Below are 26678 nucleotides of genomic sequence, written 5' to 3' on the forward strand. Positions count from 1 at the left end.
GTGGCTCCTTGGTCGCGACTACTCGGGGGTGACGTCCAGCGCGTGGGCGACGAGCGCGAGCAGGGTCTCGATGGCCGAAATCCGCCGCCGCGCATCCATGATCATGACAGGTACGTGCGCGGGGACCGTCAACGCCTCCCGCACGTCCTCCGGTTCGAACCGCTCGCTGCCGACGAAGTGGTTGACCGCGACGACGTACGGCAGCCCGCAGCTCTCGAAGTAGTCCAGCGCGGGGAAGCAGTCCTTGAGGCGCCGGGTGTCGGCCAGCACGACGGCGCCTATCGCGCCGCGCACCAGGTCGTCCCACATGAACCAGAACCGCTGCTGTCCCGGCGTACCGAAGAGGTAGAGCACCAGGTCGTCGTCGAGCGTGAGACGGCCGTAGTCCATGGCGACCGTGGTGGTCACCTTGTCCGGGGTGCCGGTGAGGTCGTCGGTCTCCTCGCTGGCCTCGGTCATCAGCGCCTCCGTCTGGAGGGGCTGGATCTCGGAGACGGCGCCGACCATGGTGGTCTTGCCGACGCCGAAGCCGCCGGCCACCACGATCTTCGTGGCGACGGGCGCGCGCGTGCGGTCCTGCTGCCAGGGCCGCAACTGCTCCTCGTCGTCGAGGAGTTGCTTCTCGTCGTTGCGCAGTCGCTTCTCGTCGTCGAGGAGCGGGGAGACGCCGTAGGCGGCGGCGTCAGAGACGGCGGAGTCCACTCAGCACCTTTTCCAGCAGAGCGCGGTCAGGACGGCCCGTACCGTGAGCGGTTCCGGTTCCGTACACACGGATCTTTCCCTGGTCCGCGAGATCGCTCAGGAGCACGCGGACCACACCGAGCGGCATCTTCAGCAGCGCGGCGATCTCGGCCACCGTGCGCATACGGCGGCAGAGTTCGACGATGGCCCGCATCTCCGGCATGACCCGGGTGTTGAGGGAGCCGTTCGTCAACTCCTTGCGCTCCTCCGGGGCTTCGAGCGCCGCCACGAAGGTCTCCACGAGGAGGACATGGCCGAATCGGGTACGGCCGCCGGTGAGCGAGTAGGGACGTACCCGGGCGGGTTTGCGTTCGCCGCCACGCACCGGAAGCTTGTTGGGCGTACGGCTCATCGCGCACTCCCCGAGGTCGCGTCTTCGAGGGATTTCCGTAGCTCGCTGCGGAGTTCGGGCGTCAGGACGTGGCCGGCGCGGCCGACGAAGAGCGCCATGTGGTACGCCACGACGCTCATGTCGCAGTCCGCGGAGCCGTGCACGCCGAGCAGCGAACCGTCGCTGATCGACATCACGAAGAGGCTGCCGTCCTCCATCGCGACCATGGTGTGCTTCACCGGGCCGGAGTCCATCAGCTTCGCGGCGCCGACGGTGAGGCTGCCGATGCCGGAGACGATGGTGGCCAGGTCCGCGGCGGAGCCTCGCGGGCCGGTGCGCTTGGCTTCGAGGGCTTCCTTGGCCTCGGCGTTCCTCCCCGGATCGGAGGAGAGGAGCAGCAGGCCGTCGGAGGAGACGACCGCGACCGACTGGATGCCGGGCACCTCCTCGACGAGGTTGCTCAGCAGCCAGTGCAGGTTGCGGGCTTCACTGCTCAGTCCGAAGGTACTGGGCGCGGTCAACTGCTTGCCTCCTCGACGGTGCCCCCCGTGCGTTCTTCGGATCGTGCGGGTGCGCTTCGCGGGGCCGGGACCGGGTTCTGGCCGGTCTTTTCGGCGATTTCCGCTTCTACGTCCTTGTAGCCCGCGGAGGCTCCCGCGCGGAAGCCGCCCAGTCTGCGGCGCAGGGCGTCCGCGTCGACTGTGCCGGTCCGCTGGCGCGGGGCTTGGGCGGGGTGGGTGATCTTGGGGGTGCGTTTGGGGAGGCCCTTGTCCGTGACGGGGTCCTCGTCCTGGGCTCGTTCGTGTTCTACGGCTTCGGCTTCGCCTTCAGCCGTGAATCTGTTCCCACCCGCACCGCCCGTGCGGCCATCGTCGTCGGGTGCGGGTGGCCCCTGTGGGGCGAACTCGCCGTCGGCGACCGGCCGTTCGTGCGCGGTCGGCCGTTCTTGCGCGACCGGCCGTTCGTGCGCGGTCGGCCGTGCGTCTGCTCCCCGTCCGGCTACCGCTCCCGGGGCTTCCGTCGGTGCTCGGTCCTCCGCCACCAGTGGCAGCAGGAGTTCCATCGTCATCTCCGCGGGAGACTCCGGCGGGATCTCCACCGGGTTTCCCGCCGGAGCCTCCGTCGACGTTTCCGCCGGGGTCTCCCGTACCGCCTGTTCCGCCAGGGCCACCAGGGGGTCCGTGTGGTCCGAACGGCCGTGCAGGACGTTGGAGTTGGCCTCTGCGGAGGCGCCGGGGAGGGAGTAGGAGTGGGTGTCGCCGGACAGGGGCGTGGATGACGGGACCGCCAATGTGGGGGCCGGTGCCAGCAACGGGCTCGGGAGGACCACCACCGCCGCGATGCCGCCCTGTTTCTGGTCGCGGAGCTGGACTCGGACGCCGTGGCGGTGGGCCAGGCGGGCCACGACGTACAGGCCCAGGCCCAGGCCCTCCTCGCCCTCCTGGTCGTAGGGGGACTCCGGGTCGAACTCGGTGAGGCGGGTGTTGAGGCTGATCATGCGGTCGTCGGTCATGCCGATGCCCTCGTCCTGGACGGAGAGCATGACCTCGCCGTTCTCCAGGAGCCAGCCTGAGATCTCCACGGGGGCGTCCGGCGGGGAGAACGAGCTTGCGTTCTCCATCAGTTCGGCCAGGAGGTGGCTGAGGTCGTCGGCCGCGAAGCCCGCCACGTGCGCGTGCGGGGGGAGTGCCGAGATGCGGACGCGTTCGTAGCGCTCGATCTCACTGACCGCCGCGCGGACCACGTCGACCAACGGGACGGGTCCGGCGTGCTGTTGGACGTGTTCGGTGCCGGCGAGGACAAGGAGGTTCTCGCTGTGGCGGCGCATGACCGTGGCGAAGTGGTCGAGCTTGAAGAGGGTGGAGAGGCGGTCGGGGTCCTGCTCGCGCTCCTCCAGGCCCTCGATGACGGCGAGTTGGCGCTCGACCAGGCCCAGGGTGCGCAGCGCGAGGTTGACGAAGGTGCCGCCGATGCTGGTGCGCAGCCGCTCCAACTGCCCTGCGGAGTCGGTGACTTCGGCGCGGAGTTCCTCGCGGGCGTCGGCCATCTTCTGGCGCTGGCCGACGAGGTGCTTGCGGTCGGCCTCCAGGGTGACGATGCGCTCGTGGAGGGCGGCGGCGTGCGCGTGCAGGGAGTTGACCGAGCGGACGACCTGGGCGAACTCGTCGTTGCGGCCGGTGAACTTGATGGGCTCCTCGGCCGCCGGGTCCTCGGCCTCGGCCAGCCGCGTCGAGCCGCGGCGCAGGACAGAGAGGGGGCGGGTGAGGGTGCGCGCCATGGCGGTCGCGATGCCCACGGCCAGCAGCATGAGGGCGCCGAGGATCGCGATGCGGAGTTCCAGCGCCTTGACGTCGTCGTCGCGGAGTTGGGCGAGGTCCTTGGCGCGGTCGACGTAGAGCGCGGACTCCTCGCCGCGCATCAGGTCGACGCGGGCGGAGAGCGCCGCGTCGAGCTTCTTCGTGCTGGTGTCCAACTGGTCGTCGGACAGGGTGGGTTGGGCGGTGAGGGAGGTGAGGTACTTCTCGGCGGAGTTGACCTCGGACCCGGTGACCGTGGAGTCGTAGCCCGCTACGGCGTCCTTCGTCGCGCCGTCACGGAAGTCGGCGAGGGCCGCGTCGGAGCGCAGCCGGGCCTGCTGGGCGGCGGCGCTGAGGGCGTCGCGCTCCTTCGTCTGGGCCTTCGTGGAGGTGGTCTCGGTGACCGGGAGGCCCGTGATGGCACTGGTGACCGTCTCGGTGGTCGACGGCACGTTCAGGGCCGCGAGGAGCAGTCCCCTTGTGGCGGCGGCCTGTTGGACGGCGGCGTCGAGTTCGGCGAGCGCGTAGGCGCCGGAACCGGCCCGCGGCGGCATCTTCTCCGCCAACTGCTCGGCCAGCCGGTGCAGTTCGGTGATGGCACCGGAGTACGCGTCGTGCGCCTCCAGGGCGCTGCTCTTCCCGGTGAGCGCGGCCCGTCGTACGGCGGCGACGTCGTCGAGGTCCGAGCGGAGCGCGGCGGAGATGTCGGTGTCGGCGCGGAGTTCCTCGACCTGGCGGTCGACGCGGGCGCTGCGGTCCTCGTCGGGGGCCTGGGACTTGGGGCGTCCGGCGGCGATGTACGAGGTGACCTCGTCCCGCTCGTCGGCGAGCGAGTGGGCCAGCGACAGCGCGTCCTGCGTCTGCCCGGCGAGCGTCACCAGGTCCTGGGAGTCGCTCAGTTGGCCCGAGGCGGTGACGAGGGAGGGGACACCGGCCGCGGCGATGGCGGCGGCCACGACAGCCACGGCGATGATGAGCCGGTTGCGCACGTGGGTACGGCGCCCGCTGCCCGCGGGGTCGGGCACGGCGGCACCGGTGGCGCCCCCCTGAGGGGCCGTCTGCTTGCCTGTGCGCCGCGGCCGCTTCTTCTGCACCGGTGCTCGCATTCCTGACTCGTGGTACCCATGGGCCCGGGTGACGCTCCGTCATCCCGGTACGGCGACCCTCCCAGTGCCGGTAGGCAGTGGTCGCGCATCGTCCGGCCCGCCACCCGAAGGAGTGAACCCCGGACGGGAGTTGGCGGGCAAGTTCCGACGGGCGGTCCAAGGGGCCCGCGCGCCGCGCCGGTTGGACGTGAGCGGCATGCTTTGGCAGGATTCGCCGCCACGCATTCCCGGAGTGATCCATTCCAGCCCAAACCAGGCGTCTGACCTGCACGACTGCGCCCATTCGACCATGAGTGCCAACGTTTCGCGGAGCCTGTGAAGAGGTCGTGCAGACTGGCCGTATGCGTACGGAACTTGTGTCGGAACCCGGCGACCCGGACCGCCCCAACGAGGACTTCGCGAGCGTCGGCCTTCCGGCCTCGGGACAGGGCGGTTCGCTGATCGTCCTGGACGGCGTGACACCGCCGAGCGGCGAGACGGGGTGTCTGCATTCGGTCCCCTGGTACACCGCCCGCCTGGGTGGAGCGCTGACCGAACTGACCGTTTCCTACCGGGATCTGACCCTGGCGGAGATTCTCTCCCGGGCGATCCTCCGAACAGCTGAGGCCCACGCCACCACCTGTGACCTTTCTCACCCACGCACCCCACAGGCAACCGTGGTGCTGGCCCGCTGGTCCCCCCAGGAGGTCGAATACCTGGTCCTCTCGGACTCGGCGCTGCTGGCCGAATCCCCGTCCGGGGAGGTGACCGTCGTACTGGACGACCGACTCTCCCGCCTCCCCCGCTCCGCTCTCGCGACGGACGCCATGATCGACACCACGCTCCGTAACAAGGAGGGCGGCTTCTTCACGGCCGCCGCCGATCCGTCGGTCGCTGCCCGGGCGGTCACCGGCTCGCTCCCCCGCGCCGAGGTCCGCACCCTCGTCGCCCTGACGGACGGGGCGACGCGCTGGGTGGAGAAGTTCGGCCAGGGCGACTGGGCGGACTGCTTCACCCTCGTACGGAAGGAAGGCGCACCGGAGTTGGTGAACCGGGTCCGGGCGCTGGAGCGGGCCGACGCGGAGGAGCGGACGTATCTGCGCCGGAGCAAGACGCACGACGACGCGACGGTCGTGTACGCCGAGCTGTGAACGGCCGCTGTGTCGGTGTCACTACTCCGGTGTACGACGAGCTGCGACCGGCCGCCACGTCCGGGTCACTTCTCCGCGTACGTCGACCTGTGAACGGCCGCCACGCCGGCGCCGCTTCTCCCGCGCACGCCGAACCCCGAACAGCCGCCACCCCGGCGTCACTTCTCCATGACCCCGTTCAACTGGTGGATCAGGCGGGCCAGTTCGGCGACCTCGCGGCGGTCCCAGTGGGAGAGCTGGCTGACGTAGCGGGCCCGCCGGGCCTCGCGGACGTGGGCGACCCGGCGGCGGCCCTCGTCGGTGAGGTCGACCAGCCAGGCGCGGCCGTCCGCCGGGTCGGGCTCGCGGGCGATCAGGCCGAGGTCCTCCAGGGCGCGCAGCTGGCGGGACATGGTGGCCTTGCCGACGCCGATGTAGGCGGCCAGCTCGGTGGCGCGCTGCCTGCCGTACTCGTCCAGCCGGACCAGCAGGCCGTACGCGGCGGACTCCAGGTCGGGGTGGACCTCACGGGCCATCTCGCCCTGGTTGGCCCGGGCCCGGCGGAAGAGGAACGTCAACTCGCGCTCCAGGGACAGGTATTCGTGGTCGACGGCAAGCCCGTCGGGACCCACGGGCAGCGCGCCGCCGGCCCCGGACAGGCCGCCGCCGTCCGCGGGAAGCCCACCGCCGTTCCTGTCCTCACCCTTGTGCACGTCAGCACCCATTGGTCCGCTTTCCCGATCGTGAAAGTTTCCGCCAAACACCGTCATCGCCGCAGCTCCGCCAGTATTTCGCAGGGCTAGACCAACGGCGTCGTCCGGACCCCCTTCCCACGCGGTCTTCTCGGTGCGTAGCTTCCTTATCAGGCAACGACTGGCATGGCCACGCCAACATCAACACACCTTCCCCCACTCCCCCACCGCGCTCCACCGCGCCCTCGGAGGCACGCCATGCCCGCGCCCATGCCTGTGCTCAGACCCCGAACACCACGCCTGCGGCACCTCTCCCTCGCCCTCGCCCTCTCCGGACTCCTGCTGGCGGGCCTCTCCCACCCGGCCGGCGCCGCCACGGTCCCCACCCGCGGCTCCGCCTACCTCGGCATCGGCGTCCTGGCGCACGACGGCCAGGACGGCACCCCGACCGGCGGTGACGCCACCCAGACGGAGGGCGTCGACGTCAGCGGCTACCAGGGCAACGCCGCCTGGTCGACCCTGTGGAGCAGCGGGGTCAAATGGGCCTACACGAAGGCGACCGAGGGGACGTACTACACGAACCCGTACTTCGCCCAGCAGTACAACGGCTCCTACGGCGTCGGCATGATCCGCGGTGCCTACCACTTCGCGACCCCGGACACGACGAGCGGCGCCACCCAGGCCAACTACTTCGTCGACCACGGCGGCGGCTGGTCCAAGGACGGCAGGACCCTCCCCGGTGTCCTCGACATCGAGTGGAACCCGTACGGCGCGTCCTGCTACGGCAAGTCGGCCGCGGCGATGGTGAGTTGGATCGCCGACTTCCTGTCCACGTACAAGTCCCGGACCGGCCGTGACGCGGTGATCTACACGGCGACGAGCTGGTGGAGCGACTGCACGGGCAACTCCAGTGCCTTCGCTTCGGCCAATCCACTGTGGATCGCGCGGTACGCCTCGGACCCGGGGACGCTGCCGGCGGGATGGGGCTTCTACACGATGTGGCAGTACACGTCGTCCGGGACGACGGTCGGGGACCACGACAAGTTCAACGGCGCGCTGGACCGGGTGGTCGCGCTCGCCAACGGCTGACGAGCCGTCCCCGTACTACGGCGAAGGCCCGGGCCTCCCTTGAAGGGACCCGGGCCTTCACCTACCGGTGGACGTCCGTCACGCCGCCACCGGAACCTCCGACGTCGCGCCGTTCGTGGCCGGCGCCAGCGCCAGCTCCAGGACCTGGCGGACGTCCGTCACCGCGTGGACGTCGAGCTTGTCCAGGACCTCGGCCGGGACGTCGTCCAGGTCGGGCTCGTTGCGCTTCGGGATGATGACGGTGGTGACCCCGGCCTGGTGCGCGGCGAGCAGCTTCTGCTTCACGCCGCCGATCGGGAGGACCCGACCGGTCAGGGAGACCTCACCCGTCATCGCCACGTCCGTGCGGACCAGGCGGCCGCTGAGCAGCGACGCCAGGGCCGTCGTCATCGTGACACCCGCGCTCGGGCCGTCCTTCGGCACCGAACCCGCCGGGAAGTGGATGTGCACACCCCGGTCCTTCAAGTCGCCCACGGGCAGCTCCAGTTCGGCGCCGTGCGAGCGGAGGAAGGACAGGGCGATCTGCGCGCTCTCCTTCATCACGTCACCGAGCTGACCGGTCAGGGTCAGACCCGCCGCGCCCGTCTCCGGGTCGGCCAGCGACGCCTCGACGTAGAGGACGTCACCGCCCGCGCCGGTGACCGCGAGTCCGGTGGCGACACCGGGTACGGCCGTGCGGCGCTCGGCCGGGTCCTGGGCGGACTCGGGCACGTGGTGCGGCCGTCCGATCAGCGCGCGCAGGTCGGCGTCGGTCACCGTGAACGGCAGCTCCCGCTGGCCCAGTTCGTGCTGGGCCGCGATCTTGCGCAGCAGCCGGGCGACGGACCGCTCCAGGGTACGGACGCCCGCCTCACGGGTGTACTCGCCGGCGAGCTTGCGCAGCGCGCTCTCGTCGATGACGACCTCGTCGTCCTTGAGCCCCGCCCGCTCCAGCTGACGCGGGAGCAGGTGGTCACGGGCGATGACGACCTTCTCGTCCTCGGTGTAACCGTCCAGCCGGACCAGTTCCATCCGGTCGAGCAGCGCCTCCGGGATGGCTTCGAGCACGTTGGCCGTCGCCAGGAACACCACATCGCTCAGGTCGAGTTCGACCTCCAGGTAGTGGTCGCGGAAGGTGTGGTTCTGCGCGGGGTCGAGCACTTCGAGCAGAGCCGCCGCCGGGTCGCCCCGGTAGTCGGACCCCACCTTGTCGATCTCGTCCAGCAGGACCACCGGGTTCATGGACCCGGCCTCCTTGATGGCCCGGACGATACGACCGGGCAGCGCACCGACGTACGTACGCCGGTGACCGCGGATCTCGGCCTCGTCGCGAACCCCGCCCAGCGCGACCCGGACGAACTTCCGCCCCATGGCGTGCGCGACGGACTCACCGAGCGAGGTCTTGCCGACACCGGGCGGACCGACGAGGGCGAGCACGGCACCACCGCGCCGGCCTCCGACAACTCCCAGGCCCCGCTCCGCACGCCGCTTGCGCACGGCCAGGTACTCGGTGATGCGCTCCTTCACGTCGTTCAGACCGGCGTGCTCGGCGTCGAGGATCGCCTTGGCGCCCTGGATGTCGTACTCGTCCTGGGTCCTTTCGTTCCAAGGCAGTTCAAGAACGGTGTCCAGCCAGGTGCGGATCCACGACCCCTCGGGCGACTGGTCGGAGGACCGCTCCAGCTTCTCGACCTCCTTGAGCGCGGCCTCACGGACCTTCTCGGGAAGATCGGCGGCCTCGACGCGAGCCCGGTAGTCGTCGGACTCCTCGCCGTCGCTCGTGTCCCCGTTCAGCTCGCGCAGTTCCTTGCGGACGGCTTCGAGCTGGCGCCGCAGCAGGAACTCACGCTGCTGCTTGTCGACGCCTTCCTGCACGTCCTTGGCGATGGTCTCGGCAACGTCCTGCTCGGCGAGGTGGTCGCGCAGGTGCTGGGTGGCGAGCTTCAGCCGGGCCACCGGATCGGCGGTCTCCAGCAGCTCGATCTTCTGCTCGGTGGTGAGGAAGGGCGAGTAACCGGAGTTGTCGGCGAGCGTGGACACATCGTCAATGGCCTGCACGCGGTCGACGACCTGCCAGGCCCCGCGCTTGCGCAGCCATGCCGTGGCCAGCGCCTTGTATTCCTTCACCAGCTCGGAAACGGAGCCGGGCAAGGGTTCGGGCAGGCTCTCGTCGAGCGCGGTGCCCTCGACCCAGAGCGCGGCACCGGGCCCGGTGGTCCCGGCCCCGATCTTCACGCGGCTACGGCCGCGGATCAGCGCACCCGGGTCACCGTCGGCCAGCCGGCCGACCTGCTCGATAGTGCCGAGCACACCCGTGGTCGCGTAGGTCCCGTCGATCCGTGGCACCAGCAGGACCTTGGGCTTTCCGGGCTCGGACCGCGCGGCAGCCTGAGCGGCCTCCACGGCGGCGCGTACATCGGTGTCGTTCAGGTCCAGCGGAACCACCATTCCGGGCAGCACGACCTCGTCGTCGAGCGGCAGCACGGGCAGGGTGAGCGGTGTGGACGTCGAAGCCATGATCTCCCCTTAGGCAGTCAAGTTGAGCTATGCCGACTCAATGCTTGGGCGTCTTCGATTGTTCCCCACCGGTTGTTCGCCGTGAGCGATCAGGCGTGGCGCCCCGGGCTCTGCGCAGGTCAACACGGAAACGGGGCGGGGGCTTCCCGGGGAACGGGGTGGTCTGACGGGGTGGCCGGGGCTGGCCGCCCGATCACGACGGCCGACCTCGACACCCGGCTTCGACGGTCGACCGCGGCGGCCGACCTCGGCACCCGACCTCGGCGGCCGATGTCAGTGGCGCCTGCCACGATCCCCTGACGCGACGCCATCACGATCACGATCAGGAGAGACGCATGGGCACCTGGGACGTCGGCCCCTTCGACAACGACACCGCTGCGGACTGGTGCGGCGACCTCGACGACGCCTCCCCGGACACGCGTCAGGGCTTTGTGCGGGACGCACTCGCCCGAGCGGCCGACACCATCGATTACCTCGACGCACGCATCGCCGACGAAGCCATCGCGGCAGCGGCCCTGGTCGCCGCACAACACCCCGACGGAGAGCCCGCCCACCCCCACTACGGACCGGACGAGCCCGTCCCCGACCTGACCGGTCTACGTGCCCTCGCCCTCCAGGCCCTCGACCGCGTCATGACCGAGCCGTCCGAACTCCTGGAGCTCTGGGACGGACCGGACGGCGACCCCTGGCAGACGACGATCAACCGGCTCCGCGGCACACTCACGCCCCGGCCACCGGAAGAACAGCTCCACCTGAGCTGACCCGCGCAGCAGCAACACAACCGCCCGTTCCTCATCCGGAAGGTCCACATGAGCTGGGACGTTCTTCTCCTCAACCTGCCCGACGACATCACCTCGGCGCAGGACATACCCGACGACTACACCCCGCGCCCACTCGGCCCACTGCACGAGGTCCTCGCGACCGTGAGCCGGGCCGAGCCCTCAGCCGACCTCTCGGATCCCACCTGGGGCGACCTCACCGGACCCACCTGGTCCATCGAACTCAACATCGGCTCGGATGATCCCGTGGACTCGGTCATGCTCCACATCCGCGGCTCCGGCGACGACGTGCTCGCCTCCGTCTTCCGCCTCGCGGGCGCCCTCGGCTGCAAGGTGCTGGACTGCTCCTCAGGAGACCTGATCACTCCGGGAGGGTCCTCGGGCTGGCACGCGTTCCAGGAGTTTCGCGACCGCATGTTCAGCCCCTCCGAAAAGGGCTGATCATCCTCGCCGGGTAGGCTCACAGCGTCATGGAACAACTGCCCGAGAGCGTGGACCGGGACATCCTGGAGCACCGGATCATCGCCGCGATCGCCACCATCCGCGAAACCCTGGGGTGCACCATCCACCAGGCGATCGATGTCTTCGCGGAGCGGTACGAAGGGCTGCGCCGTGATCGTCCGGACGACTTCGATCTGAGCCGGGACGAATACGGCCGAGGCTTCTACTCCTGATCCAACCGACTCGGCCGAAGCGTGCCCGGCCCGAACGTGCGGGGAGGCTCGGCGCTCACGGAGGGTGAGGCGCGAAAGTGTGACACTTTGGGCCGATGTGTCACGTTTCTACGGGGAGGGTCTCCTCCGGCGGGGGGGGGCGGCGACGATCTCACGCCGCCACGCGCCCCGGCACGCCTGACATCAGCTCGAACCACACGACCTTGCCCTGGGCCGGCCCCATCGCGAAGCTCCCCCAGGCATCAACACAGAGCTCCACGAGGGCGAGCCCACGACCACCTTCGGCATACGGCTCCGGACAGCCCGTCGGGTACGGCACCAGGAAACCCGCGTCCCAGAAGCTGGCCCGCAGCCGCTTGTCGGCCCACTTGAGGCTGAGGGAGGCGGGGCCGGGTGCGTGACGCCAGGTGTTGGTGAGGAGTTCGGAGGTCAACAGGACGGCGGGGGCGAGGGGGTCCTGGGGGACGCGGAGGGTGTAGCGCCACTCGGAGGGGGGTTCGGGCAGGCGTTCGTCCATGGCAACTCTCCCATGCCGAGGTGGAGTTGATTCGAAGCTCACCGTAGGCTGGCACGCCTAACTAGTGCCACCGAATGGTGCAGATTGGCAGCTGAATAACCCGAACGAGTGACGACATGCCGTCCGGCGCCCGGTAGGAAAGGGCCATGGCTTCACGGACCTTCATCACCGAGCGCCAACGGCGGCTGGGCACCGAGCTACGGCGCATGCGCGAGAACTGCGGGCTGACCATCCAGGAGGCGGCCGACCGACTCGGCACGAACCGCTCGCACGTCACGAACATGGAGCTGGCCCGCTTCGGGGTGAGCGCGGAGCGCGTGCGCACGCTGGCCGCCCTCTACGACTGCCCGGACACCGACTACGTGGACGCCCTTGGCGCGATGGCCGGGGACCGCACGCGCGGGTGGTGGGAGGGCTATCGAGGGGCCATCACGGCGAGCGGTCTCGACCTTGCCGAACTCGAATACCACTCCACGAGTCTGCGGGTCTTCGTCGCCATGCACGTGCCGGGCCTGCTGCAGACCGAGCAGTACGCGCGTGCCGTGTTGTCCGAGACCGTTCCGGCCTGGCCCATGCCGGAGCTCCGACGATGGCTCTCATACCGCATGCGGCGCCGCGACATCCTCGATCGGGACGACCCGCCCACCTGCACCTTCGTGATCCACGAGGCAGCGCTACGGCTCCAGTTCGGCGGCCGGGAGATCATGCGGGGCCAGTTGCAGGAGCTGGTCGACGCCTCACGACGCCGGAACGTCACCTTGCGGGTGATCCCGTTCAGCGCGGGCGGCTTCCCCGTCCCCGGGCTCACCGTGACGTACGCCTCCGGCGCGGTACCGCAGCTCGACACCGTTCAGCTCGACAGGGCGACCACGACTGAATTCCTTGATGCGCAGACCCAACTGGCGAACTACCGTGCACTGATGGAGCGCATCACCAAGGCCGCGCTCCCCGTGAAGGAGTCACGGGAATTCATCCGCACCCTTGCGGACAGCACTTGAAAGTTGGGGACATGTCCGAGATCGCCTGGCAGAAGTCGTCCTACTCCGGCTCGGGAGAGACGAACTGCGTTGAAATCGGCGCCACTCCACACACTCTCGCCCTCCGCGAAAGCGACAACCCCACGGTCGTACTCCACACCGACCATCCCCAACTCACCGCCCTCCTAGGGCACATCAGGGCCACCACCCCTCGTACCGTCTCCCCGTGAAGCACTTGAAAGTTGGGGACATGTCCGAGATCACCTGGCAGAAGTCGTCCTACTCCGGTTCGGCGGACAACAACTGCGTCGAACTCGCGGCATCGGACACCACCCTCGCCCTCCGCGAGAGCGACGCCCCCACCACCGTGCTCCACACCGACCACCCCCAACTCACCGCCCTCCTAAGGCACATCAAGACCACCACCCCCCGTCGATAACCAGTTGCCCCGGCTCGTACACCTCCCCGTACCGTCACCCCGTGACAGAACCGGAAACCGAGACGCAGACCCTCCTCTCCGCCTACGACAACCAGCTGCGCGCCACCCCACCCACCCCGCCCGCCGGAGTGACGTACGAGAAGGACGGGCCTCTGCTACGGATCGTCGGGCAGTTCCGGGGGTTCGTGAGCGGCCCGCACGACCTGGGGGTGGAGGGACCGGAACTGGACGAACTCATCGCCCGGCAGCGGGAGTTCTTCGCGGCTCGCGGGGAGAGCGTGGAGTGGAAGACCCGCTCCCATGACGTGCCCGCCGACCTCACCGACCGGCTGCGCGCCGCGGGGTTCGTGCCCGAGGAGCAGGAGACCGTGCTGATCGGGCCGGCCGAGGAGATGGCCGTACGGGAGCCGGTGTTGCCGGACGGGGTCACGATCCGCCGGATCACCGCCGAGGCCGACCTGCGACGGCTCGGCGCCCTCCAGTCGGCCATCTGGGACATGGACCTGAACTGGCTGGCCACCGACCTGCTCGGCCGGATCGCCGCCGCGCCGGACGACATGGCCGTCTACGCCGTCGAGGCGGAGGGCGAGATGGTCTCCGCGGCCTGGCTCGCCTTCCGGCCGGGCACGGAGTTCGCCAACATGCTGGGCGGCTCGACACTCGCCGAGTGGCGCGGCAAGGGCATCTACCGCGCCCTCGTCGCCACCCGAGCCGCTCTCGCCGTCGCCCGCGGAGTGCCGTATCTACAGGTGGACGCCACGGACGACAGCGCGCCGATCCTGCGCCGGCTGGGCTTCCGGGCGATCACCACGACCACGCCGTACGTGTGGTCACCGAAGCAACCGACCAGCAGGATCGTCGACTTGGCATCCCGCGCCCAGAGAAGAACCTGAACGCAGCCAGGAAGGCGGGGAGTCAGACCCCCGCGGCCTCAACCCGAGCCGCCTCAGCCGCCCTTGCCACCCGTTCCACCTGCGCCGCCCGCGCCCAGCGCCGTATCAACGGCCAGGTCGCGACGCCTATCGTCAGGGAGATCAGGTGGCCCCAGTTCGTCATGGGGTCGGTGAAGGCGATCAGGTCCTGGACCAGGGTCCAGCCGAACAGGGCGACCAGCGGCAGGCCCAGCCAGGGCCTGAGGAGGCCGGCCAGCGCCCCTATGCTCGTCGCCACTCCGAAGCTGATGCCGTAGTCGAGGCGGTGGAGGGAGCTGTTGGGGAGGTGGCCCACCAACACGGCGACTCCCACGGTCCCTTCGGTCGCCAGCGTGGCCAGGATGTGCCCGGTCAGGAAGACTCCGGCCGCCCGTATCCCGCCGATCCGGCGTTCCAGCGCGGTCAGCACCAGCAGGAACAGGAACGCGTACGGCGAGACCATCCCGCCCACGATCCACAGCGCGCTGGCGACCAGCACGAGGAACGGGTCGCGGAGGAGGTGGGTGACGTCGGTGCTGGACGCCTGGTGGAGTTGGTTCACGAAGGTCGGATCGGCGTACTGCGCCACCAGCGACGTCACGACGAGCAGCAGCCCGTAACAGAAGGTGAACGGCGTCCCCGTGGGCGTGGGCAGCAGCCGCCAGGGGTGCAGGCGGTGGAGTGCGAGCAGGGCGCGCGATTCTCCGGGGACGGCAGGGGTGGACGCGGAGACCGAGACCGCCACCGGAGTCGGAGTGGCGAACCTCAACTCCCCGGCCCCGTCCAGCGCTTCCCGCTGTCTCGGCATCGCGTCCAGCAGCCCGGAATCCAGGGACAGAGCCGACCCGGACTCATCGGCCGGGGGCCCGCCCGGAGGCGTGGCGGAGGCCTGGGTGTCGGCCGTCGCGATCCGTTCCACGGTGAGGCGCTCCTTCCGGTTCACACCCCACCCTTCGCCGTCCCACCTGCACCTGTCTATGACCGACGCCACGCGAGAGCCGATTCACAGCAACCTGAAAGCCTTCTTGCGCGTCCGCAGGTACCTTGCACCCGGACGTGTTCGCCCTGGGTTAATTCGGCTGCACGATCCGGTGAAACTGCCAGGATGAGTCGCATGACCACCGCGTACGACAGTGCTCCCGCGTACGACACCCCTGTTGTCCTGGACCGTCGCGAGGGCCCCTACGGCGAGGTCGTGCTGCGCCGCCATGGGGAGTTGCTCCAGATCATCGCCAACGGGTGCTTCCTGATGGACACTTCGGACGGGCGGTCGGAGCGGCTCCTGGTCGACGCCGCACGCGATGCCCTCGACCCGCGCCCCGAACCGCACGTGCTGATCGGCGGGCTCGGTGTCGGGTTCTCGCTCGCGCATGCCGCCGCCGACGCCCGGTGGGGTCACATCACGGTCGTCGAACGGGAACCCGCGATCGTCGAATGGCATCGATCGGGGCCCTTGTCGGCCCTCTCCGCGGCCGCTCGCGCCGATCCGCGGACCGAAATTGTGAAAACGGATCTAGTCGCATTCGTCAATGAGACTTGCGCCACTTTCGACGCGCTCTGTCTCGACATCGACAACGGCCCCGGCTGGACCGTCACCGACAGCAACGACAACCTCTACTCGCAGGCCGGACTGGCAAGCTGCGCAAGGGTGTTGAGGCCTGGCGGGGTACTCGCCGTGTGGTCGGCGCAGCCCTCTCCGGAATTTGAGCGAACCTTATGGAATGCCGGGTTCCAGCAGGTGCGTACCGAAGAGATCCCGGTTGCCCGAGGAGTTCCCGACGTCGTGCACCTCGCCGTACGACCTGGATAGCAAAGGCGACGTCACTCCCCGTACTCTGCTTCCCTGACGCCGATCATTCAAGCGTCAAGCGCAGTCATGGGATCACCCCACTGGTTCCGGAAAGCACACTTCAGGGGCGGGCGATGGAGCAGACACACACCTCCCACAACGGTACGGCCACGGCCACGCCGGGCGCGCAGCGCCGGGTGCTGGTGGTCGAGGACGACCCGACGATCGTCGACGCCATCGCGGCCCGTCTGCGCGCCGAGGGATTTCTCGTGCAGACCGCGGGCGACGGGCCTTCGGCCGTCGACACCGCCGAGGCCTGGCAGCCCGATCTGCTGATCCTCGACATCATGCTGCCCGGCTTCGACGGGCTGGAGGTCTGCCGCCGTGTGCAGGCCGCCCGCCCGGTGCCGGTGCTGATGCTCACCGCGCGCGACGACGAGACCGACATGCTGGTCGGGCTCGGGGTCGGCGCCGACGACTACATGACCAAGCCGTTCTCGATGCGGGAGCTGGCCGCGCGGGTGCACGTCCTGCTGCGCCGGGTGGAGCGTGCCGTGGTGGCCGCGTCCACCCCGCGCTCGGGCATCCTGCGCCTCGGCGAGCTGGAGATCGACCACGCGCAGCGCCGGGTACGGGTGCGCAGCGAGGACGTTCATCTCACGCCCACCGAGTTCGACCTGCTGGTGTGCCTGGCGAACACCCCGCGTGCCGTGCTCTCGCGCGAGCAGCTGCTCGCCGAGGTGTGGGACTGGGCGGACGCCTCCGGCACCCGCACGGTCGACAGCCACATCAAGGCGCTGCGCCGGAAGATCGGCGCCGAGCGGATCCGCACGGTGCACGGCGTCGGCTACGCACTGGAGACACCGACGCCATGAGCGAAGGGCCGACGTCACGGAGGAGCCCCGGGGAACCCTGGGGCGGCGTACGCCCGTTCTCGATCAAGACCAAGCTGGGCGCGCTGGTCGTCATCGCGGTGCTCATCACCACCGGTCTGATGATGATCGCCATGCGCACGGCGACGGAGCTGCGCTTCATCACGGTCTTCTCGATGATCGCCACACTGCTGATAACGCAGTTCGTGGCCCATTCGCTCACCGCGCCGCTGGACGAGATGAACACGGTGGCCCGGTCCATCTCGCGCGGCGACTACACCCGCCGGGTGCGCGAGAACCGCCGTGACGAACTGGGCGACCTGGCCGGGACGATCAACGTCATGGCCGACGAGCTGGAGGCGCAGGAGCGCCAGCGCAAGGAACTCGTCGCGAACGTCTCGCACGAGCTGCGCACCCCCATCGCGGGCCTGCGCGCCGTACTGGAGAACGTCGTCGACGGCGTCTCGGCCGCCGATCCGGAGACCATGCGGACGGCGCTGAAGCAGACCGAGCGGCTGGGACGTCTCGTGGAGACGCTGCTCGACCTCTCCCGGCTGGACAACGGGGTCGTACCGCTGAAGACCCGCCGGTTCGAGGTGTGGCCGTATCTCTCGGGCGTGCTCAAGGAGGCCAACATGGTCGCCTCCGCGCGCGCGGGCATCGCGTCGGGCTCGGGCAGTCACACGCGGACCGACGTCCATCTGCACCTGGACGTGTCCCCGCCGGAGCTGACCGCGCTCGCCGACCCGGAGCGCATCCACCAGGTCGTCGCCAACCTGATCGACAACGCGGTCAAGCACAGCCCCGCGCACGGCCGGGTGACGGTGAAGGCGCGGCGCGGGTCGCGGCCGGAGTCGCTGGAGCTTGAGGTCCTGGACGAGGGGCCCGGCATTCCGAAGGCGCAGTGGGCGCACATCTTCGAGCGGTTCAACCGGGGAGCGGTCAGCTCGCCGCACGGACCGGGCAGCGACGGCGGTACGGGCCTCGGCCTGGCGATCGCCCGCTGGGCGGTGGATCTGCACGGCGGCCGGATCGGCGTGGCCGAATCCGACCGTGGCTGCAGGATTATCGTCACTCTCCCGGGACTGTCCTCCGTGCCAAGTTGACGTAAAGTTCGACCCGGAGCCCCAAGATCCACGACGGCCCGTGCTGACGGACACGTGTGATCAGGCACAGGCCCGCGCCATCGGCGCGTCCGGCCCGCATCGACGCGCCCCTTCCGCAGCGGAACCACGCTTGTTTCCCGCCATTTCAGCGCTCGAAACACACTTTCCGATGTGACTTACGCGACGATGGACCGGCCCGACCTGACCTTGGCCGTCATGGGGGCGTAGCCTTAATTCCCGCTGTCCATCACCTTGTGAAGCGGAAGAGGGCGGTTGCCGCCGTGTCGTCACAGTCCCCCAGTAACTCGACCATCTCGACCGAGTCCGACCAAGCCGCGGGTAAGAATCCCGCGGCGGCGTTCGGGCCCAACGAGTGGCTCGTCGACGAGATCTATCAGCAGTACCTCCAGGATCCGAACTCGGTTGACCGAGCCTGGTGGGACTTCTTCGCCGACTACAAGCCGGGCGCGGCTGCCGCCCCGACCTCGACTTCGGCGGGTACTGCGGCCGCGGGGGCCGTAGGAACCACCCCGGCCCCGGCGGCACCCGCCGCCCCGGCTCCAGCTCCGGCCGCACCTGCTGCGCCCGCCGCGCCTGCCGCTCCGGCGGTCCCCGCGCCGGCTCCCGCAGCCGCCGCTCCGGCGCCGGTGAAGGCCGTAGCCCCGGCTCCTGCGCCTGCGAAGGCGGCGGCCCCGGCCGCTCAGCCGAAGAAGGCGGAGCCCGCGGCCGAGGCCACCGGTGGCCCGGAGTTCGTCACGCTGCGCGGCCCGGCCGCCGCGGTCGCGAAGAACATGAACGCTTCGGTCGAGGTCCCCACGGCGACGTCCGTGCGCGCGGTCCCGGTCAAGCTGCTCTTCGACAACCGCATCGTCATCAACAACCACCTGAAGCGTGCCCGGGGCGGGAAGATCTCCTTCACCCACCTCATCGGCTACGCGATGGTGCAGGCCATCAAGGCCATGCCGTCGATGAACTACTCCTTCGTGGAGAAGGACGGCAAGCCGACCCTGGTCAAGCCGGAGCACGTCAACTTCGGTCTCGCCATCGACCTGGTGAAGCCCAACGGCGACCGCCAGCTCGTCGTCGCCGGCATCAAGAAGGCCGAGACGCTGAACTTCTTCGAGTTCTGGCAGGCCTACGAGGACATCGTCCGCCGCGCCCGCGACGGCAAGCTGACGATGGACGACTTCACGGGCGTCACCGTGTCGTTGACCAACCCCGGCGGCCTCGGCACGGTCCACTCGGTGCCGCGTCTGATGCCCGGTCAGTCGGTCATCATGGGCGTCGGCTCGATGGACTACCCGGCGGAGTTCCAGGGCACGTCCCAGGACACCCTGAACAAGCTCGGCATCTCGAAGGTCATGACGCTCACGTCGACCTACGACCACCGGGTCATCCAGGGCGCCGCCTCCGGCGAGTTCCTGCGGATCGTCGCGAACCTCCTGCTCGGCGAGAGCGGCTTCTACGACGAGATCTTCGAGGCGCTGCGGATCCCGTACGAGCCGGTCCGCTGGCTCAAGGACATCGACGCGTCGCACGACAACGACGTGACGAAGGCCGCCCGCGTCTTCGAGCTGATCCACTCCTACCGGGTCCGCGGCCACGTCATGGCCGACACCGACCCGCTGGAGTACCGCCAGCGCAAGCACCCCGACCTGGACATCACCGAGCACGGCCTCACCCTGTGGGACCTGGAGCGGGAGTTCGCGGTCGGCGGCTTCGCCGGCAAGTCCCTGATGAAGCTGCGCGACATCCTGGGCGTGCTGCGCGACTCGTACTGCCGCACCACCGGCATCGAGTTCATGCACATCCAGGACCCGAAGCAGCGCAAGTGGATCCAGGACCGCATCGAGCGCTCGCACTCCAAGCCGGAGCGCGAGGAGCAGCTGCGCATCCTGCGCCGCCTGAACGCCGCGGAGGCCTTCGAGACCTTCCTGCAGACGAAGTACGTCGGCCAGAAGCGCTTCTCGCTCGAAGGCGGCGAGTCGGTCATCCCGCTGCTGGACGCGGTCATCGACAGCGCGGCCGAGTCGCGCCTCGACGAGGTCGTCATCGGCATGGCCCACCGCGGCCGCCTGAACGTGCTCGCGAACATCGTCGGCAAGTCGTACGCCCAGATCTTCCGCGAGTTCGAGGGCAACCTCGACCCGAAGTCGATGCACGGCTCCGGCGACGTGAAGTACCACCTGGGCGCCCAGGGCACGTTCACCGGCCTGGACGGCGAGCAGATCAAGGTCACGCTGGCGGCGAACCCGTCCCACCTGGAGACGGTCGACCCGATCATCGAGGGCATCGTCCGCGCCCGCCAGGACATCATCAACAAGGGCGGCACGGACTTCACGGTCCTGCCCCTCGCCCTGCACGGTGACGCGGCCTTCGCGGGCCAGGGCGTCGTGGCCGAGACGCTCAACATGTCCCAGCTGCGCGGCTACCGCACCGGCGGCACGATCCACATCGTCATCAACAACCAGGTCGGCTTCACCGCCGCCCCGGAGTCCTCGCGCTCTTCGATGTACGCGACGGACGTGGCGCGGATGATCGAGGCCCCGATCTTCCACGTGAACGGCGACGACCCGGAGGCCGTGGTCCGTGTGGCCCGCCTGGCCTTCGAGTTCCGTCAGGCGTTCAACAAGGACGTGGTGATCGACCTCATCTGCTACCGCCGCCGCGGTCACAACGAGTCGGACAACCCGGCCTTCACCCAGCCCCTGATGTACGACCTGATCGACAAGAAGCGCTCGGTGCGCAAGCTGTACACCGAGTCCCTCATCGGTCGCGGCGACATCACCCTGGAAGAGGCCGAGCAAGCGCTCCAGGACTACCAGGGCCAGCTGGAGAAGGTCTTCACGGAGGTCCGCGAGGCCACCGCGCAGCCCGGCGCCGCCCCGATGTCGGACCCGCAGGCGGAGTTCCCGGTCGCGGTCTCCACGGCGATCTCCTCCGAGGTCGTCAAGCGCATCGCCGAGTCCCAGGTCAACATCCCGGACAACTTCCACGTCCACCCGCGTCTGCTGCCCCAGCTGCAGCGCCGGGCGACGATGGTCGAGGACGGGACGATCGACTGGGGCATGGGCGAGACGATCGCGATCGGCTCGCTGCTGCTGGAGGGCACTCCGGTGCGCCTCTCCGGTCAGGACTCCCGCCGAGGCACGTTCGGCCAGCGCCACGCGGTCCTCATCGACCGTCAGACGGGCGAGGACTACACCCCGCTCCAGTACCTCTCCGAGGAGCAGGCGCGCTACAACGTCTACGACTCGCTCCTCTCCGAGTACGCGGTCATGGGCTTCGAGTACGGCTACTCGCTGGCCCGCCCCGACGCGCTCGTGATGTGGGAGGCGCAGTTCGGCGACTTCGTCAACGGCGCGCAGTCCGTGGTCGACGAGTACATCTCGGCGGCGGAGCAGAAGTGGGGCCAGACGTCCGGCGTCACGCTCCTGCTCCCCCACGGCTACGAGGGCCAGGGCCCGGACCACTCCTCGGCCCGTGTGGAGCGCTTCCTGCAGCTCTGCGCGCAGAACAACATGACGGTCGCGATGCCGACGCTCCCGTCGAACTACTTCCACCTCCTGCGGTGGCAGGTGCACAACCCGCACCACAAGCCGCTGGTGGTCTTCACCCCGAAGTCGATGCTGCGCCTCAAGGCCGCCGCGTCGAAGACGGAGGAGTTCACGACGGGTCAGTTCCGCCCGGTCATCGGCGACGCGACGGTGACGGACCCCGCGTCCGTCCGCAAGGTCGTCTTCGTCACCGGCAAGCTGTACTACGACCTCGAGGCCGAGCGCGCCAAGCGCGGCACCACGGACACGGCGATCATCCGCCTTGAGCGGCTGTACCCGCTGCCCGGTGCCGAGGTACAGGCCGAGATCGCCAAGTACCCGAACGCCGAGAAGTACCTCTGGGCCCAGGAGGAGCCGGCCAACCAGGGTGCCTGGCCGTTCATCGCCCTGAACCTGATCGACCACCTGGACCTGGCGGTCGGCGCGGACGTGCCCCACGGCGAGCGCCTGCGCCGGATCTCCCGCCCGCACGGCTCGTCGCCGGCGGTGGGTTCGGCCAAGCGCCACCAGGCTGAGCAGGAGCAGTTGGTGCGTGAGGTGTTCGAGGCGTAAGCGCCCCGCACTGTCGTACGCGGCCGGGCCGCACCCCCACTCCGGGGGTGCGGCCCGGCCGTTTGCGCGCACTTATCCTTGACCCATGTACTTCACGGACCGTGGCATCGAAGAACTGGAGAAGCGGCGCGGCGAGGAAGAAGTCACCTTCGAGTGGCTCGCCGAACAGCTGCGGACGTTCGTCGATCTGAACCCGGACTTCGAGGTCCCGGTGGAACGCCTGGCGACCTGGCTGGCGCGACTGGACGACGAGGACGACGACGAGTAGTTCCTACGACGGCCTCGTCGGGAGCGTCAGTCGCGCGGACGGGCGAGGTCGTAGGCGAGGCCCAGCGTGCCGTGGGCCAGGAGCAGTGCCCCCGCGACGATCCAGCCTCCGCTACGGCGTCGTAGGCCCCAGGTCGTGAGCGGGAGGCCCGCTGCCATCTGGGTCAGGGCGAGTGCGCGTGCCCTGGGGGTGCCGGACCAGGGCATCCAGGGACCGAGGCGGCTGCTGTCGACGGCGTCGAGTTCCGCGCGGACGGCCTCGCGCCAGCCCGCCCATTCGACCTGCTGGGCATCGGGGCGGACGCGGGCGATCTCCCGGAGGCGGTCGGCGGGTTCGCCCGGGGTGAGGCCGGTGGGGAGAGCCACTCCCGCGCGCGTGAGGACCGCCAGGAGGCCCCGGAGGCGGGCACGGGCGTCGGCTTCGGAGTCCGGTTTCGTGAGCTGGTCCAGGGACTGCAGGTCCAGTACGGGATCCAGGCCCAGGCGGGCTGCGAAGGTGCGCATCGCCTCGTCCTCGCCGGCCGGGGTGCCGTCGGTGAGCCAGACGTAGCCGACGGGGCGGCGGAATCCCGAGGCCAGGGTGTAGCCCGCGCGGTCGGCGTCCCACCACAGGGCGAGCACGGGCCAGGGGGCGCCGACGGCGAGCGCGGTGGCCCAGCCGGTGAGGACGCGGTCGACCGGTTCCCCGCCGTGCAGCCAGGGCTTGCCCTCGGGGACGAGCACGCTCCAGTCGTCGCCCGCGCGGGTCAGCAGCATGCGTTCGCGGAGCGGGTGGGCCGCCTGGGCGACGGACTCGGGGTCCGCCCGGCACAGCAGCAGGGCGCCCGGGGTTGCACCGGTCCGGTGTCTGGCCTGCGGCTTCTCCGTCGACATGGTCACACGCTAGGGCAATGCACCCATTTCCGCCGGTTGTTCGACGCCTGGCGCTCGACAGCCGACCTCCGCCGATCACCGGAACGAGTGTCTTGACTTTCCCCATCCGCGATATATCGTGTTTCTCGGAAGACGCGATATGGCGCGTCGTGTTCCGTCCGGTTAGGCCGAGGAGGTCTGCATCATGTCCGAGTGGTCCGTCGCAGAGCCCAAGAAGCTCACGTTCGACGAGCCCGTGAGCGATCTCCACGTGCGCATCGTGAACGGAACGGTGAATGTCGTGGGGACGGACGAGGGTTCCGCCCGCATGGAGATCTCCGAGATCGACGGGCCGCCTCTGGTGGTGACCCAGCAGAACGGCACGCTGACGGTGGCGTACGAGGACCTCCCCTGGAAGGGCTTCCTCAAGTGGCTCGACCGGAAGGGCTGGCGCCGCAGCGCGGTGGTCTCCCTGGCCGTGCCCGCGAGCACGCGCGTCGAGGTCGGGGTGGTCGGTGCGGCGGCCGTCGTCTCCGGGATCAGCGGGCCCTCGGTGGTGCGGGGGGTCACCGGCGACACGACCCTCGTCAGCCTCTCCGGGTCCGTCCGCGCCGAGACGGTCTCCGGGAACCTGGAGGCCCAGGCCGTCACCGGTGACCTGCGCTTCAACTCGGTCTCCGGCGATCTCACCGTCGTCGAGGGCTCGGGCCCGTCCGTGCGCGCCGAGTCCGTGAGCGGCTCGATGATCGTGGACCTCGACCCGGACGGCCCGACCGACGTCCGACTGACCAACGTCTCGGGCGAGATCGCCATCCGGTTGCCGCACCCGGCGGACGCGGACGTCGAGGCCAACACGGCGAGCGGTTCGATCTCCAACGCCTTCGACGGACTGCGGGTGCACGGCCAGTGGGGCGCCCACAAGATCACCGGACGGCTGGGCGCGGGCACGGGGAAGCTGCGCGCTACAACCGTCTCCGGTTCGATCGCGCTGCTCCGCCGCCCGGCGACGGAGTACGAGGGCGAGGACGACGGGCCGTGGGACGGGGACACGGAGGCGACCGTCTCGGCGACTCGGGCCGACAAGACACCTCGGCCCGACATGAGGAAGGTGCCCGACGCTACGGCGGCGCCCGATGCGGCGACGGGCCCCGAGGACAGTGCCCCGGGCGGCACGGCTGAGGACGCCGGGCCCGAGGAGAAGGAGCTGGACGCGTCGGACACCTCTGCGGACGCGCCTGCGCCGGGCGCTGCGGACGACACCGCCGGGGAGGCGGGACCCGGGGAGACCAGCGCCCCGGACGCTTCGGACGACGCTTCCGGTGCCCCTGTGGACGGGGTTCAGAGCGACTCGGGGGACAATTCCGTTTCCGGCCCGGGCGGTGCTTCCGGCACCGACGTGGCCGACGGCACGACCGACAAGAAGGTGCTCTGACATGCCTCCCGTCTTCGCCCACGGCCGCCTCCGCCTCTACCTGCTGAAGCTGCTGGACGAGGCCCCCCGACACGGCTACGAGGTCATCCGCCTCCTGGAGGAGCGCTTCCAGGGGCTGTACGCACCGTCGGCGGGCACGGTCTACCCGCGGCTGTCCAAGCTGGAGGCCGAGGGCCTGGTCACCCACACCACCGAGGGCGGCCGCAAGGTGTACGCCATCACGGACGCCGGCCGCGCCGAACTGGCCGACCGCAGCGGCGAGTTGGCCGACCTGGAGCTGGAGATCCGCGAGTCGGTCGCCGAACTCGCCGCCGAGATCCGGGCCGACGTCCGGGGCGCGGCGGGCGACCTGCGCCGCGAGATGCGCGCGGCGGCCACCGAGGCCCGGCAGGGAGCCGGTGCCGGACGGGGCCGACGGAACGAACACGAAGGCCCTGTTGGCGACTTCACGGACTTCGCCGACAAGGAGTCGTGGCGCGCCGCCAAGGAGGAGATGCGCCGCGCCAAGCAGGAGTGGAAGGAACAGGCCCGCCGCGCCAAGGACGAGAGCCGACGGGCCCGCGAGGAGGCCCAGCAGGCCCGGCGCCAGGCCAAGGAGGCGCAGGCGCGGGCGTGGGCGCAGGCCCAGGAGGAGATGCAGCGCATCGGCCGCCAGGTCCAGGAGCACGCGCAGGACCACTTCGCGCGCGGCGACTGGCCCACGGGGGTACGGGAGAGCCTGACCGAACTGGCCAAGGAGTTCGGCGACTTCGGGAAGGAGTTCGGCAAGGACTTCGGGTTCGGACGACCGGGCACGGGTGCGGGGACAGGCGCGGGTGCGGGTGCTGGTGCTGGTGCTGGTGCGGGCAAGTCGGCCTCGGCAGCGGCCACTCCGTCGGCACCCGAGTACAGCCAGACCCCGGAGGACTTCCCCGCCGAGTACGAACCGACCTGGGCCCACGAGGACTCCACCGGTGAACCGGCCCGCGATCTGGACCGGCTCCTCGACCGCTTCCGGGACGACATCCGTGACGCGGCCCGCGACCATGGCGTCACCGAGGACCAACTCCGCGACACCCGCCGCCACTTGTCCGCGGCGGCGGCACACATCGGGGCGGTGCTGCGCGGCGGCCGCAAGGCCTGACCCGACGCCGCGAGACGCCGCGAACCGCAGGTGGTGCGCCCAGGAATCAACCCCAGGCGCACCACCCCGCCGCGCAGATACCCCAAGCCCCAAGCTCTGGGCCCCCCAGCCCCCCATCCCCCGGGCTCCTCAGCCCGCCGCCCTCGCCTCTCCCCCGCCGTACAGCACGCGCGTCGCCGCCTCGTGAGTCACCCCGTGGTCGGCGAGCACCTCACCGGGCACCCCGGGGAGGATGGTCAGGGCGAGGAGGAGGTGCTCGTCGCCGATGTGCCGGTCGCGGTGGGCGACGGCGATGCGCAGGGACTTCTCCAGGACGTTCTTGGCACCGCGGCTGAAGGTGCGGCGGCCCGACCACGACTCCTTGAACCTCCGCTCGCCGGACATCGCCCCGACGCCGTGCACCTCCTCGACCCGGGCGACGATCTCCGAGACGTCGATGCCGAGCCCGGCGAGCGCGTCGGCCTCGGCCTGCGAGAGCCCCGCACGCCGACGCGCGTCGCCCAGAGCCTGTCGTACGGACTCCTTGCGTTCCTCGGGAGCGAGACCGAGGGCGGTCAGGACGAAGGAGGCGCGGCTGCCCCGGCGGTCGAGGAGGGCCAGCAGCAGATGCTCGGGGTCGACGGAACCGGGCCCCGACCGCTCGCGATGCCCCACCGCGCCCTGCACCACGGCGCGGGCGTCCTTCGTGAACCGTTCGAACATCACTGCCTCCCGTACTTCTTGTGCACGGCCTGCCTGCTGACACCGAGTTCCGCGGCGATCTCCTGCCACGACCAGCCCTGGTTGCGCGCACTGCGCACCTGCACCGCCTCCAACTGCTCCACCAGCCTGCGCAGCGCGGAGACGGCACGCAGGCCGACCCGTGGATCACGGTCACCCGCACGCTCGGCGAGATCCGTTGCTTCGGTCATGATGTCAACCTACGTTGACACGCTTCGCATGTCAACCAAAGTTGACGACCGGTACCGGC

General features: G+C 69.9%; 26 protein-coding genes and 1 pseudogene. 16 read left to right on the top strand and 11 right to left on the bottom strand.

The annotated features are described in order from the left end of the window. Positions 1–18: 18 nt before the first annotated feature. The 4 genes from OG504_RS18610 to OG504_RS18625 are packed head-to-tail and all read right to left on the bottom strand — an operon-like array spanning position 19 to position 4475. A complete protein-coding gene (locus tag OG504_RS18610; protein WP_405990833.1) occupies positions 19–702 on the bottom strand; it encodes a GTP-binding protein in 684 nt (227 codons plus the stop codon). Continuing rightward, a complete protein-coding gene (locus OG504_RS18615; RefSeq protein ID WP_019058213.1) occupies positions 683–1093 on the bottom strand; it encodes a DUF742 domain-containing protein in 411 nt (136 codons plus the stop codon). Before OG504_RS18615 ends, OG504_RS18610 begins: the two co-directional genes overlap by 20 nt. Next, positions 1090–1593, bottom strand: coding sequence for a roadblock/LC7 domain-containing protein (locus tag OG504_RS18620; protein ID WP_328679099.1), 504 nt, complete (start codon positions 1591–1593; stop codon positions 1090–1092). The genes OG504_RS18615 and OG504_RS18620 overlap by 4 nt, the downstream gene beginning before the upstream one ends. After that, a complete protein-coding gene (locus tag OG504_RS18625; RefSeq protein WP_405990834.1) occupies positions 1590–4475 on the bottom strand; it encodes a nitrate- and nitrite sensing domain-containing protein in 2886 nt (961 codons plus the stop codon). The genes OG504_RS18620 and OG504_RS18625 overlap by 4 nt, the downstream gene beginning before the upstream one ends. Positions 4476–4816: 341 nt before the next feature. Between OG504_RS18625 and OG504_RS18630 the strand changes: the two genes are divergently transcribed. Further along, positions 4817–5605, top strand: a complete 789-nt coding sequence (locus tag OG504_RS18630) for a protein phosphatase 2C domain-containing protein (protein ID WP_405990835.1) — start codon at positions 4817–4819, stop codon at positions 5603–5605. 158 nt (positions 5606–5763) lie between these two features. Here OG504_RS18630 and OG504_RS18635 read toward each other — a convergent pair whose 3' ends face one another. Next, positions 5764–6309: a MarR family winged helix-turn-helix transcriptional regulator gene (locus OG504_RS18635; protein ID WP_405990836.1), complete on the bottom strand. Its 546-nt coding sequence runs from the start codon at positions 6307–6309 to the stop codon at positions 5764–5766. 237 nt (positions 6310–6546) lie between these two features. On the opposite strand from OG504_RS18635, the gene OG504_RS18640 reads away from it, so the two are divergent. Continuing rightward, positions 6547–7365: a lysozyme gene (locus tag OG504_RS18640; protein WP_405990837.1), complete on the top strand. Its 819-nt coding sequence runs from the start codon at positions 6547–6549 to the stop codon at positions 7363–7365. Positions 7366–7443: 78 nt separating this feature from the next. Here OG504_RS18640 and lon read toward each other — a convergent pair whose 3' ends face one another. Next, on the bottom strand, positions 7444–9861 hold the full coding sequence (gene lon / locus OG504_RS18645; RefSeq protein WP_405990838.1) for an endopeptidase La: 2418 nt from the start codon (positions 9859–9861) through the stop codon (positions 7444–7446). A gap of 335 nt (positions 9862–10196) precedes the next feature. Between lon and OG504_RS18650 the strand changes: the two genes are divergently transcribed. From OG504_RS18650 to OG504_RS18660, 3 genes are read left to right on the top strand one after another with little or no spacing between them, the layout of a single operon-like run. Further along, entirely contained in the window at positions 10197–10622 is a 426-nt protein-coding gene (locus OG504_RS18650) for a DUF4259 domain-containing protein (RefSeq protein WP_405990839.1), read from the top strand. 48 nt (positions 10623–10670) lie between these two features. Continuing rightward, positions 10671–11081 carry a hypothetical protein gene (locus tag OG504_RS18655; protein ID WP_405990840.1) on the top strand — a complete coding sequence of 137 codons (411 nt, stop codon included), beginning with the start codon at positions 10671–10673 and terminating at the stop codon, positions 11079–11081. 29 nt (positions 11082–11110) lie between these two features. Then, entirely contained in the window at positions 11111–11314 is a 204-nt protein-coding gene (locus tag OG504_RS18660) for a hypothetical protein (protein ID WP_317773233.1), read from the top strand. Between the two features lie 151 nt (positions 11315–11465). Here the strand turns inward: OG504_RS18660 and OG504_RS18665 are convergent, their stop codons facing one another. Further along, the gene (locus tag OG504_RS18665; RefSeq protein ID WP_405990841.1) at positions 11466–11831 is read right to left on the bottom strand and encodes an ATP-binding protein; all 366 of its coding nucleotides are present in this window, start codon (positions 11829–11831) and stop codon (positions 11466–11468) included. 146 nt (positions 11832–11977) lie between these two features. Here OG504_RS18665 and OG504_RS18670 point away from each other — a divergent pair, with 146 nt between their 5' ends. From OG504_RS18670 to OG504_RS18685, 4 genes are read left to right on the top strand one after another with little or no spacing between them, the layout of a single operon-like run. Further along, positions 11978–12829, top strand: a complete 852-nt coding sequence (locus OG504_RS18670) for a Scr1 family TA system antitoxin-like transcriptional regulator (protein ID WP_405990842.1) — start codon at positions 11978–11980, stop codon at positions 12827–12829. A gap of 11 nt (positions 12830–12840) precedes the next feature. Further along, positions 12841–13038, top strand: coding sequence for a DUF397 domain-containing protein (locus OG504_RS18675; protein WP_405990843.1), 198 nt, complete (start codon positions 12841–12843; stop codon positions 13036–13038). A gap of 20 nt (positions 13039–13058) precedes the next feature. Continuing rightward, the gene (locus OG504_RS18680) at positions 13059–13247 is read left to right on the top strand and encodes a DUF397 domain-containing protein (RefSeq protein WP_405990844.1); all 189 of its coding nucleotides are present in this window, start codon (positions 13059–13061) and stop codon (positions 13245–13247) included. Between the two features lie 41 nt (positions 13248–13288). Next, positions 13289–14140 carry a GNAT family N-acetyltransferase gene (locus OG504_RS18685; RefSeq protein ID WP_405990845.1) on the top strand — a complete coding sequence of 284 codons (852 nt, stop codon included), beginning with the start codon at positions 13289–13291 and terminating at the stop codon, positions 14138–14140. Positions 14141–14162: 22 nt separating this feature from the next. Here the strand turns inward: OG504_RS18685 and OG504_RS18690 are convergent, their stop codons facing one another. Then, positions 14163–15101, bottom strand: a complete 939-nt coding sequence (locus OG504_RS18690) for a rhomboid-like protein (protein WP_405990846.1) — start codon at positions 15099–15101, stop codon at positions 14163–14165. A gap of 171 nt (positions 15102–15272) precedes the next feature. Between OG504_RS18690 and OG504_RS18695 the strand changes: the two genes are divergently transcribed. The 5 genes from OG504_RS18695 (at position 15273) to OG504_RS18715 (ending at position 22302) form a co-directional block, all read left to right on the top strand. Next, positions 15273–15968 (top strand): spermidine synthase, encoded by a 696-nt coding sequence (locus OG504_RS18695; RefSeq protein WP_405990847.1) that lies wholly within the window; start codon positions 15273–15275, stop codon positions 15966–15968. Positions 15969–16081: 113 nt separating this feature from the next. After that, entirely contained in the window at positions 16082–16822 is a 741-nt protein-coding gene (locus OG504_RS18700; RefSeq protein WP_033282112.1) for a response regulator transcription factor, read from the top strand. Further along, positions 16819–17925 carry a sensor histidine kinase gene (locus tag OG504_RS18705; protein WP_405990848.1) on the top strand — a complete coding sequence of 369 codons (1107 nt, stop codon included), beginning with the start codon at positions 16819–16821 and terminating at the stop codon, positions 17923–17925. Before OG504_RS18700 ends, OG504_RS18705 begins: the two co-directional genes overlap by 4 nt. A gap of 281 nt (positions 17926–18206) precedes the next feature. Beyond that, positions 18207–22034 carry a multifunctional oxoglutarate decarboxylase/oxoglutarate dehydrogenase thiamine pyrophosphate-binding subunit/dihydrolipoyllysine-residue succinyltransferase subunit gene (locus OG504_RS18710; protein WP_405990849.1) on the top strand — a complete coding sequence of 1276 codons (3828 nt, stop codon included), beginning with the start codon at positions 18207–18209 and terminating at the stop codon, positions 22032–22034. Positions 22035–22119: 85 nt separating this feature from the next. Further along, the gene (locus OG504_RS18715) at positions 22120–22302 is read left to right on the top strand and encodes a DUF6104 family protein (protein WP_019075209.1); all 183 of its coding nucleotides are present in this window, start codon (positions 22120–22122) and stop codon (positions 22300–22302) included. A gap of 26 nt (positions 22303–22328) precedes the next feature. Here the strand turns inward: OG504_RS18715 and OG504_RS18720 are convergent, their stop codons facing one another. After that, positions 22329–23174, bottom strand: a complete 846-nt coding sequence (locus tag OG504_RS18720; RefSeq protein ID WP_405990850.1) for a hypothetical protein — start codon at positions 23172–23174, stop codon at positions 22329–22331. Between the two features lie 184 nt (positions 23175–23358). Between OG504_RS18720 and OG504_RS18725 the strand changes: the two are divergent. Beyond that, positions 23359–24189: pseudogene (locus OG504_RS18725) on the top strand (DUF4097 family beta strand repeat-containing protein); the annotation flags it as partial. A 397-nt stretch (positions 24190–24586) separates the two neighbouring features. Beyond that, positions 24587–25708 (top strand): helix-turn-helix transcriptional regulator, encoded by a 1122-nt coding sequence (locus tag OG504_RS18730; protein WP_405990851.1) that lies wholly within the window; start codon positions 24587–24589, stop codon positions 25706–25708. A gap of 129 nt (positions 25709–25837) precedes the next feature. Here the strand turns inward: OG504_RS18730 and OG504_RS18735 are convergent, their stop codons facing one another. Further along, complete coding sequence (locus OG504_RS18735; protein WP_405990852.1) at positions 25838–26410, bottom strand: Clp protease N-terminal domain-containing protein; 573 nt, start codon at positions 26408–26410, stop codon at positions 25838–25840. After that, on the bottom strand, positions 26410–26619 hold the full coding sequence (locus OG504_RS18740) for a helix-turn-helix domain-containing protein (RefSeq protein ID WP_266772466.1): 210 nt from the start codon (positions 26617–26619) through the stop codon (positions 26410–26412). The genes OG504_RS18735 and OG504_RS18740 overlap by 1 nt, the downstream gene beginning before the upstream one ends. Between the last annotated feature and the right edge of the window lie 59 nt (positions 26620–26678).

The organism is Streptomyces sp. NBC_00986 (assembly GCF_045162565.1).
Lineage (GTDB): Bacteria > Actinomycetota > Actinomycetes > Streptomycetales > Streptomycetaceae > Streptomyces.

Excerpts from the sequence above, each read along its gene's own strand:
- OG504_RS18655 (WP_405990840.1), top strand. The coding sequence starts at position 10,671 with ATGAGCTGGGACGTTCTTCTCCTCAACCTGCCCGACGACATCACCTCG.
- OG504_RS18675 (WP_405990843.1), top strand. The coding sequence starts at position 12,841 with ATGTCCGAGATCGCCTGGCAGAAGTCGTCCTACTCCGGCTCGGGAGAG.
- lon (WP_405990838.1), bottom strand. The coding sequence starts at position 9,861 with ATGGCTTCGACGTCCACACCGCTCACCCTGCCCGTGCTGCCGCTCGAC.
- OG504_RS18660 (WP_317773233.1), top strand. The coding sequence starts at position 11,111 with ATGGAACAACTGCCCGAGAGCGTGGACCGGGACATCCTGGAGCACCGG.
- OG504_RS18695 (WP_405990847.1), top strand. The coding sequence starts at position 15,273 with ATGACCACCGCGTACGACAGTGCTCCCGCGTACGACACCCCTGTTGTC.
- OG504_RS18630 (WP_405990835.1), top strand. The coding sequence starts at position 4,817 with ATGCGTACGGAACTTGTGTCGGAACCCGGCGACCCGGACCGCCCCAAC.
- OG504_RS18680 (WP_405990844.1), top strand. The coding sequence starts at position 13,059 with ATGTCCGAGATCACCTGGCAGAAGTCGTCCTACTCCGGTTCGGCGGAC.
- OG504_RS18700 (WP_033282112.1), top strand. The coding sequence starts at position 16,082 with ATGGAGCAGACACACACCTCCCACAACGGTACGGCCACGGCCACGCCG.
- OG504_RS18715 (WP_019075209.1), top strand. The coding sequence starts at position 22,120 with ATGTACTTCACGGACCGTGGCATCGAAGAACTGGAGAAGCGGCGCGGC.
- OG504_RS18635 (WP_405990836.1), bottom strand. The coding sequence starts at position 6,309 with ATGGGTGCTGACGTGCACAAGGGTGAGGACAGGAACGGCGGTGGGCTT.
- OG504_RS18670 (WP_405990842.1), top strand. The coding sequence starts at position 11,978 with ATGGCTTCACGGACCTTCATCACCGAGCGCCAACGGCGGCTGGGCACC.
- OG504_RS18720 (WP_405990850.1), bottom strand. The coding sequence starts at position 23,174 with ATGTCGACGGAGAAGCCGCAGGCCAGACACCGGACCGGTGCAACCCCG.
- OG504_RS18650 (WP_405990839.1), top strand. The coding sequence starts at position 10,197 with ATGGGCACCTGGGACGTCGGCCCCTTCGACAACGACACCGCTGCGGAC.
- OG504_RS18665 (WP_405990841.1), bottom strand. The coding sequence starts at position 11,831 with ATGGACGAACGCCTGCCCGAACCCCCCTCCGAGTGGCGCTACACCCTC.
- OG504_RS18615 (WP_019058213.1), bottom strand. The coding sequence starts at position 1,093 with ATGAGCCGTACGCCCAACAAGCTTCCGGTGCGTGGCGGCGAACGCAAA.
- OG504_RS18740 (WP_266772466.1), bottom strand. The coding sequence starts at position 26,619 with ATGACCGAAGCAACGGATCTCGCCGAGCGTGCGGGTGACCGTGATCCA.
- OG504_RS18640 (WP_405990837.1), top strand. The coding sequence starts at position 6,547 with ATGCCTGTGCTCAGACCCCGAACACCACGCCTGCGGCACCTCTCCCTC.
- OG504_RS18625 (WP_405990834.1), bottom strand. The coding sequence starts at position 4,475 with ATGCGAGCACCGGTGCAGAAGAAGCGGCCGCGGCGCACAGGCAAGCAG.
- OG504_RS18705 (WP_405990848.1), top strand. The coding sequence starts at position 16,819 with ATGAGCGAAGGGCCGACGTCACGGAGGAGCCCCGGGGAACCCTGGGGC.
- OG504_RS18730 (WP_405990851.1), top strand. The coding sequence starts at position 24,587 with ATGCCTCCCGTCTTCGCCCACGGCCGCCTCCGCCTCTACCTGCTGAAG.
- OG504_RS18735 (WP_405990852.1), bottom strand. The coding sequence starts at position 26,410 with ATGTTCGAACGGTTCACGAAGGACGCCCGCGCCGTGGTGCAGGGCGCG.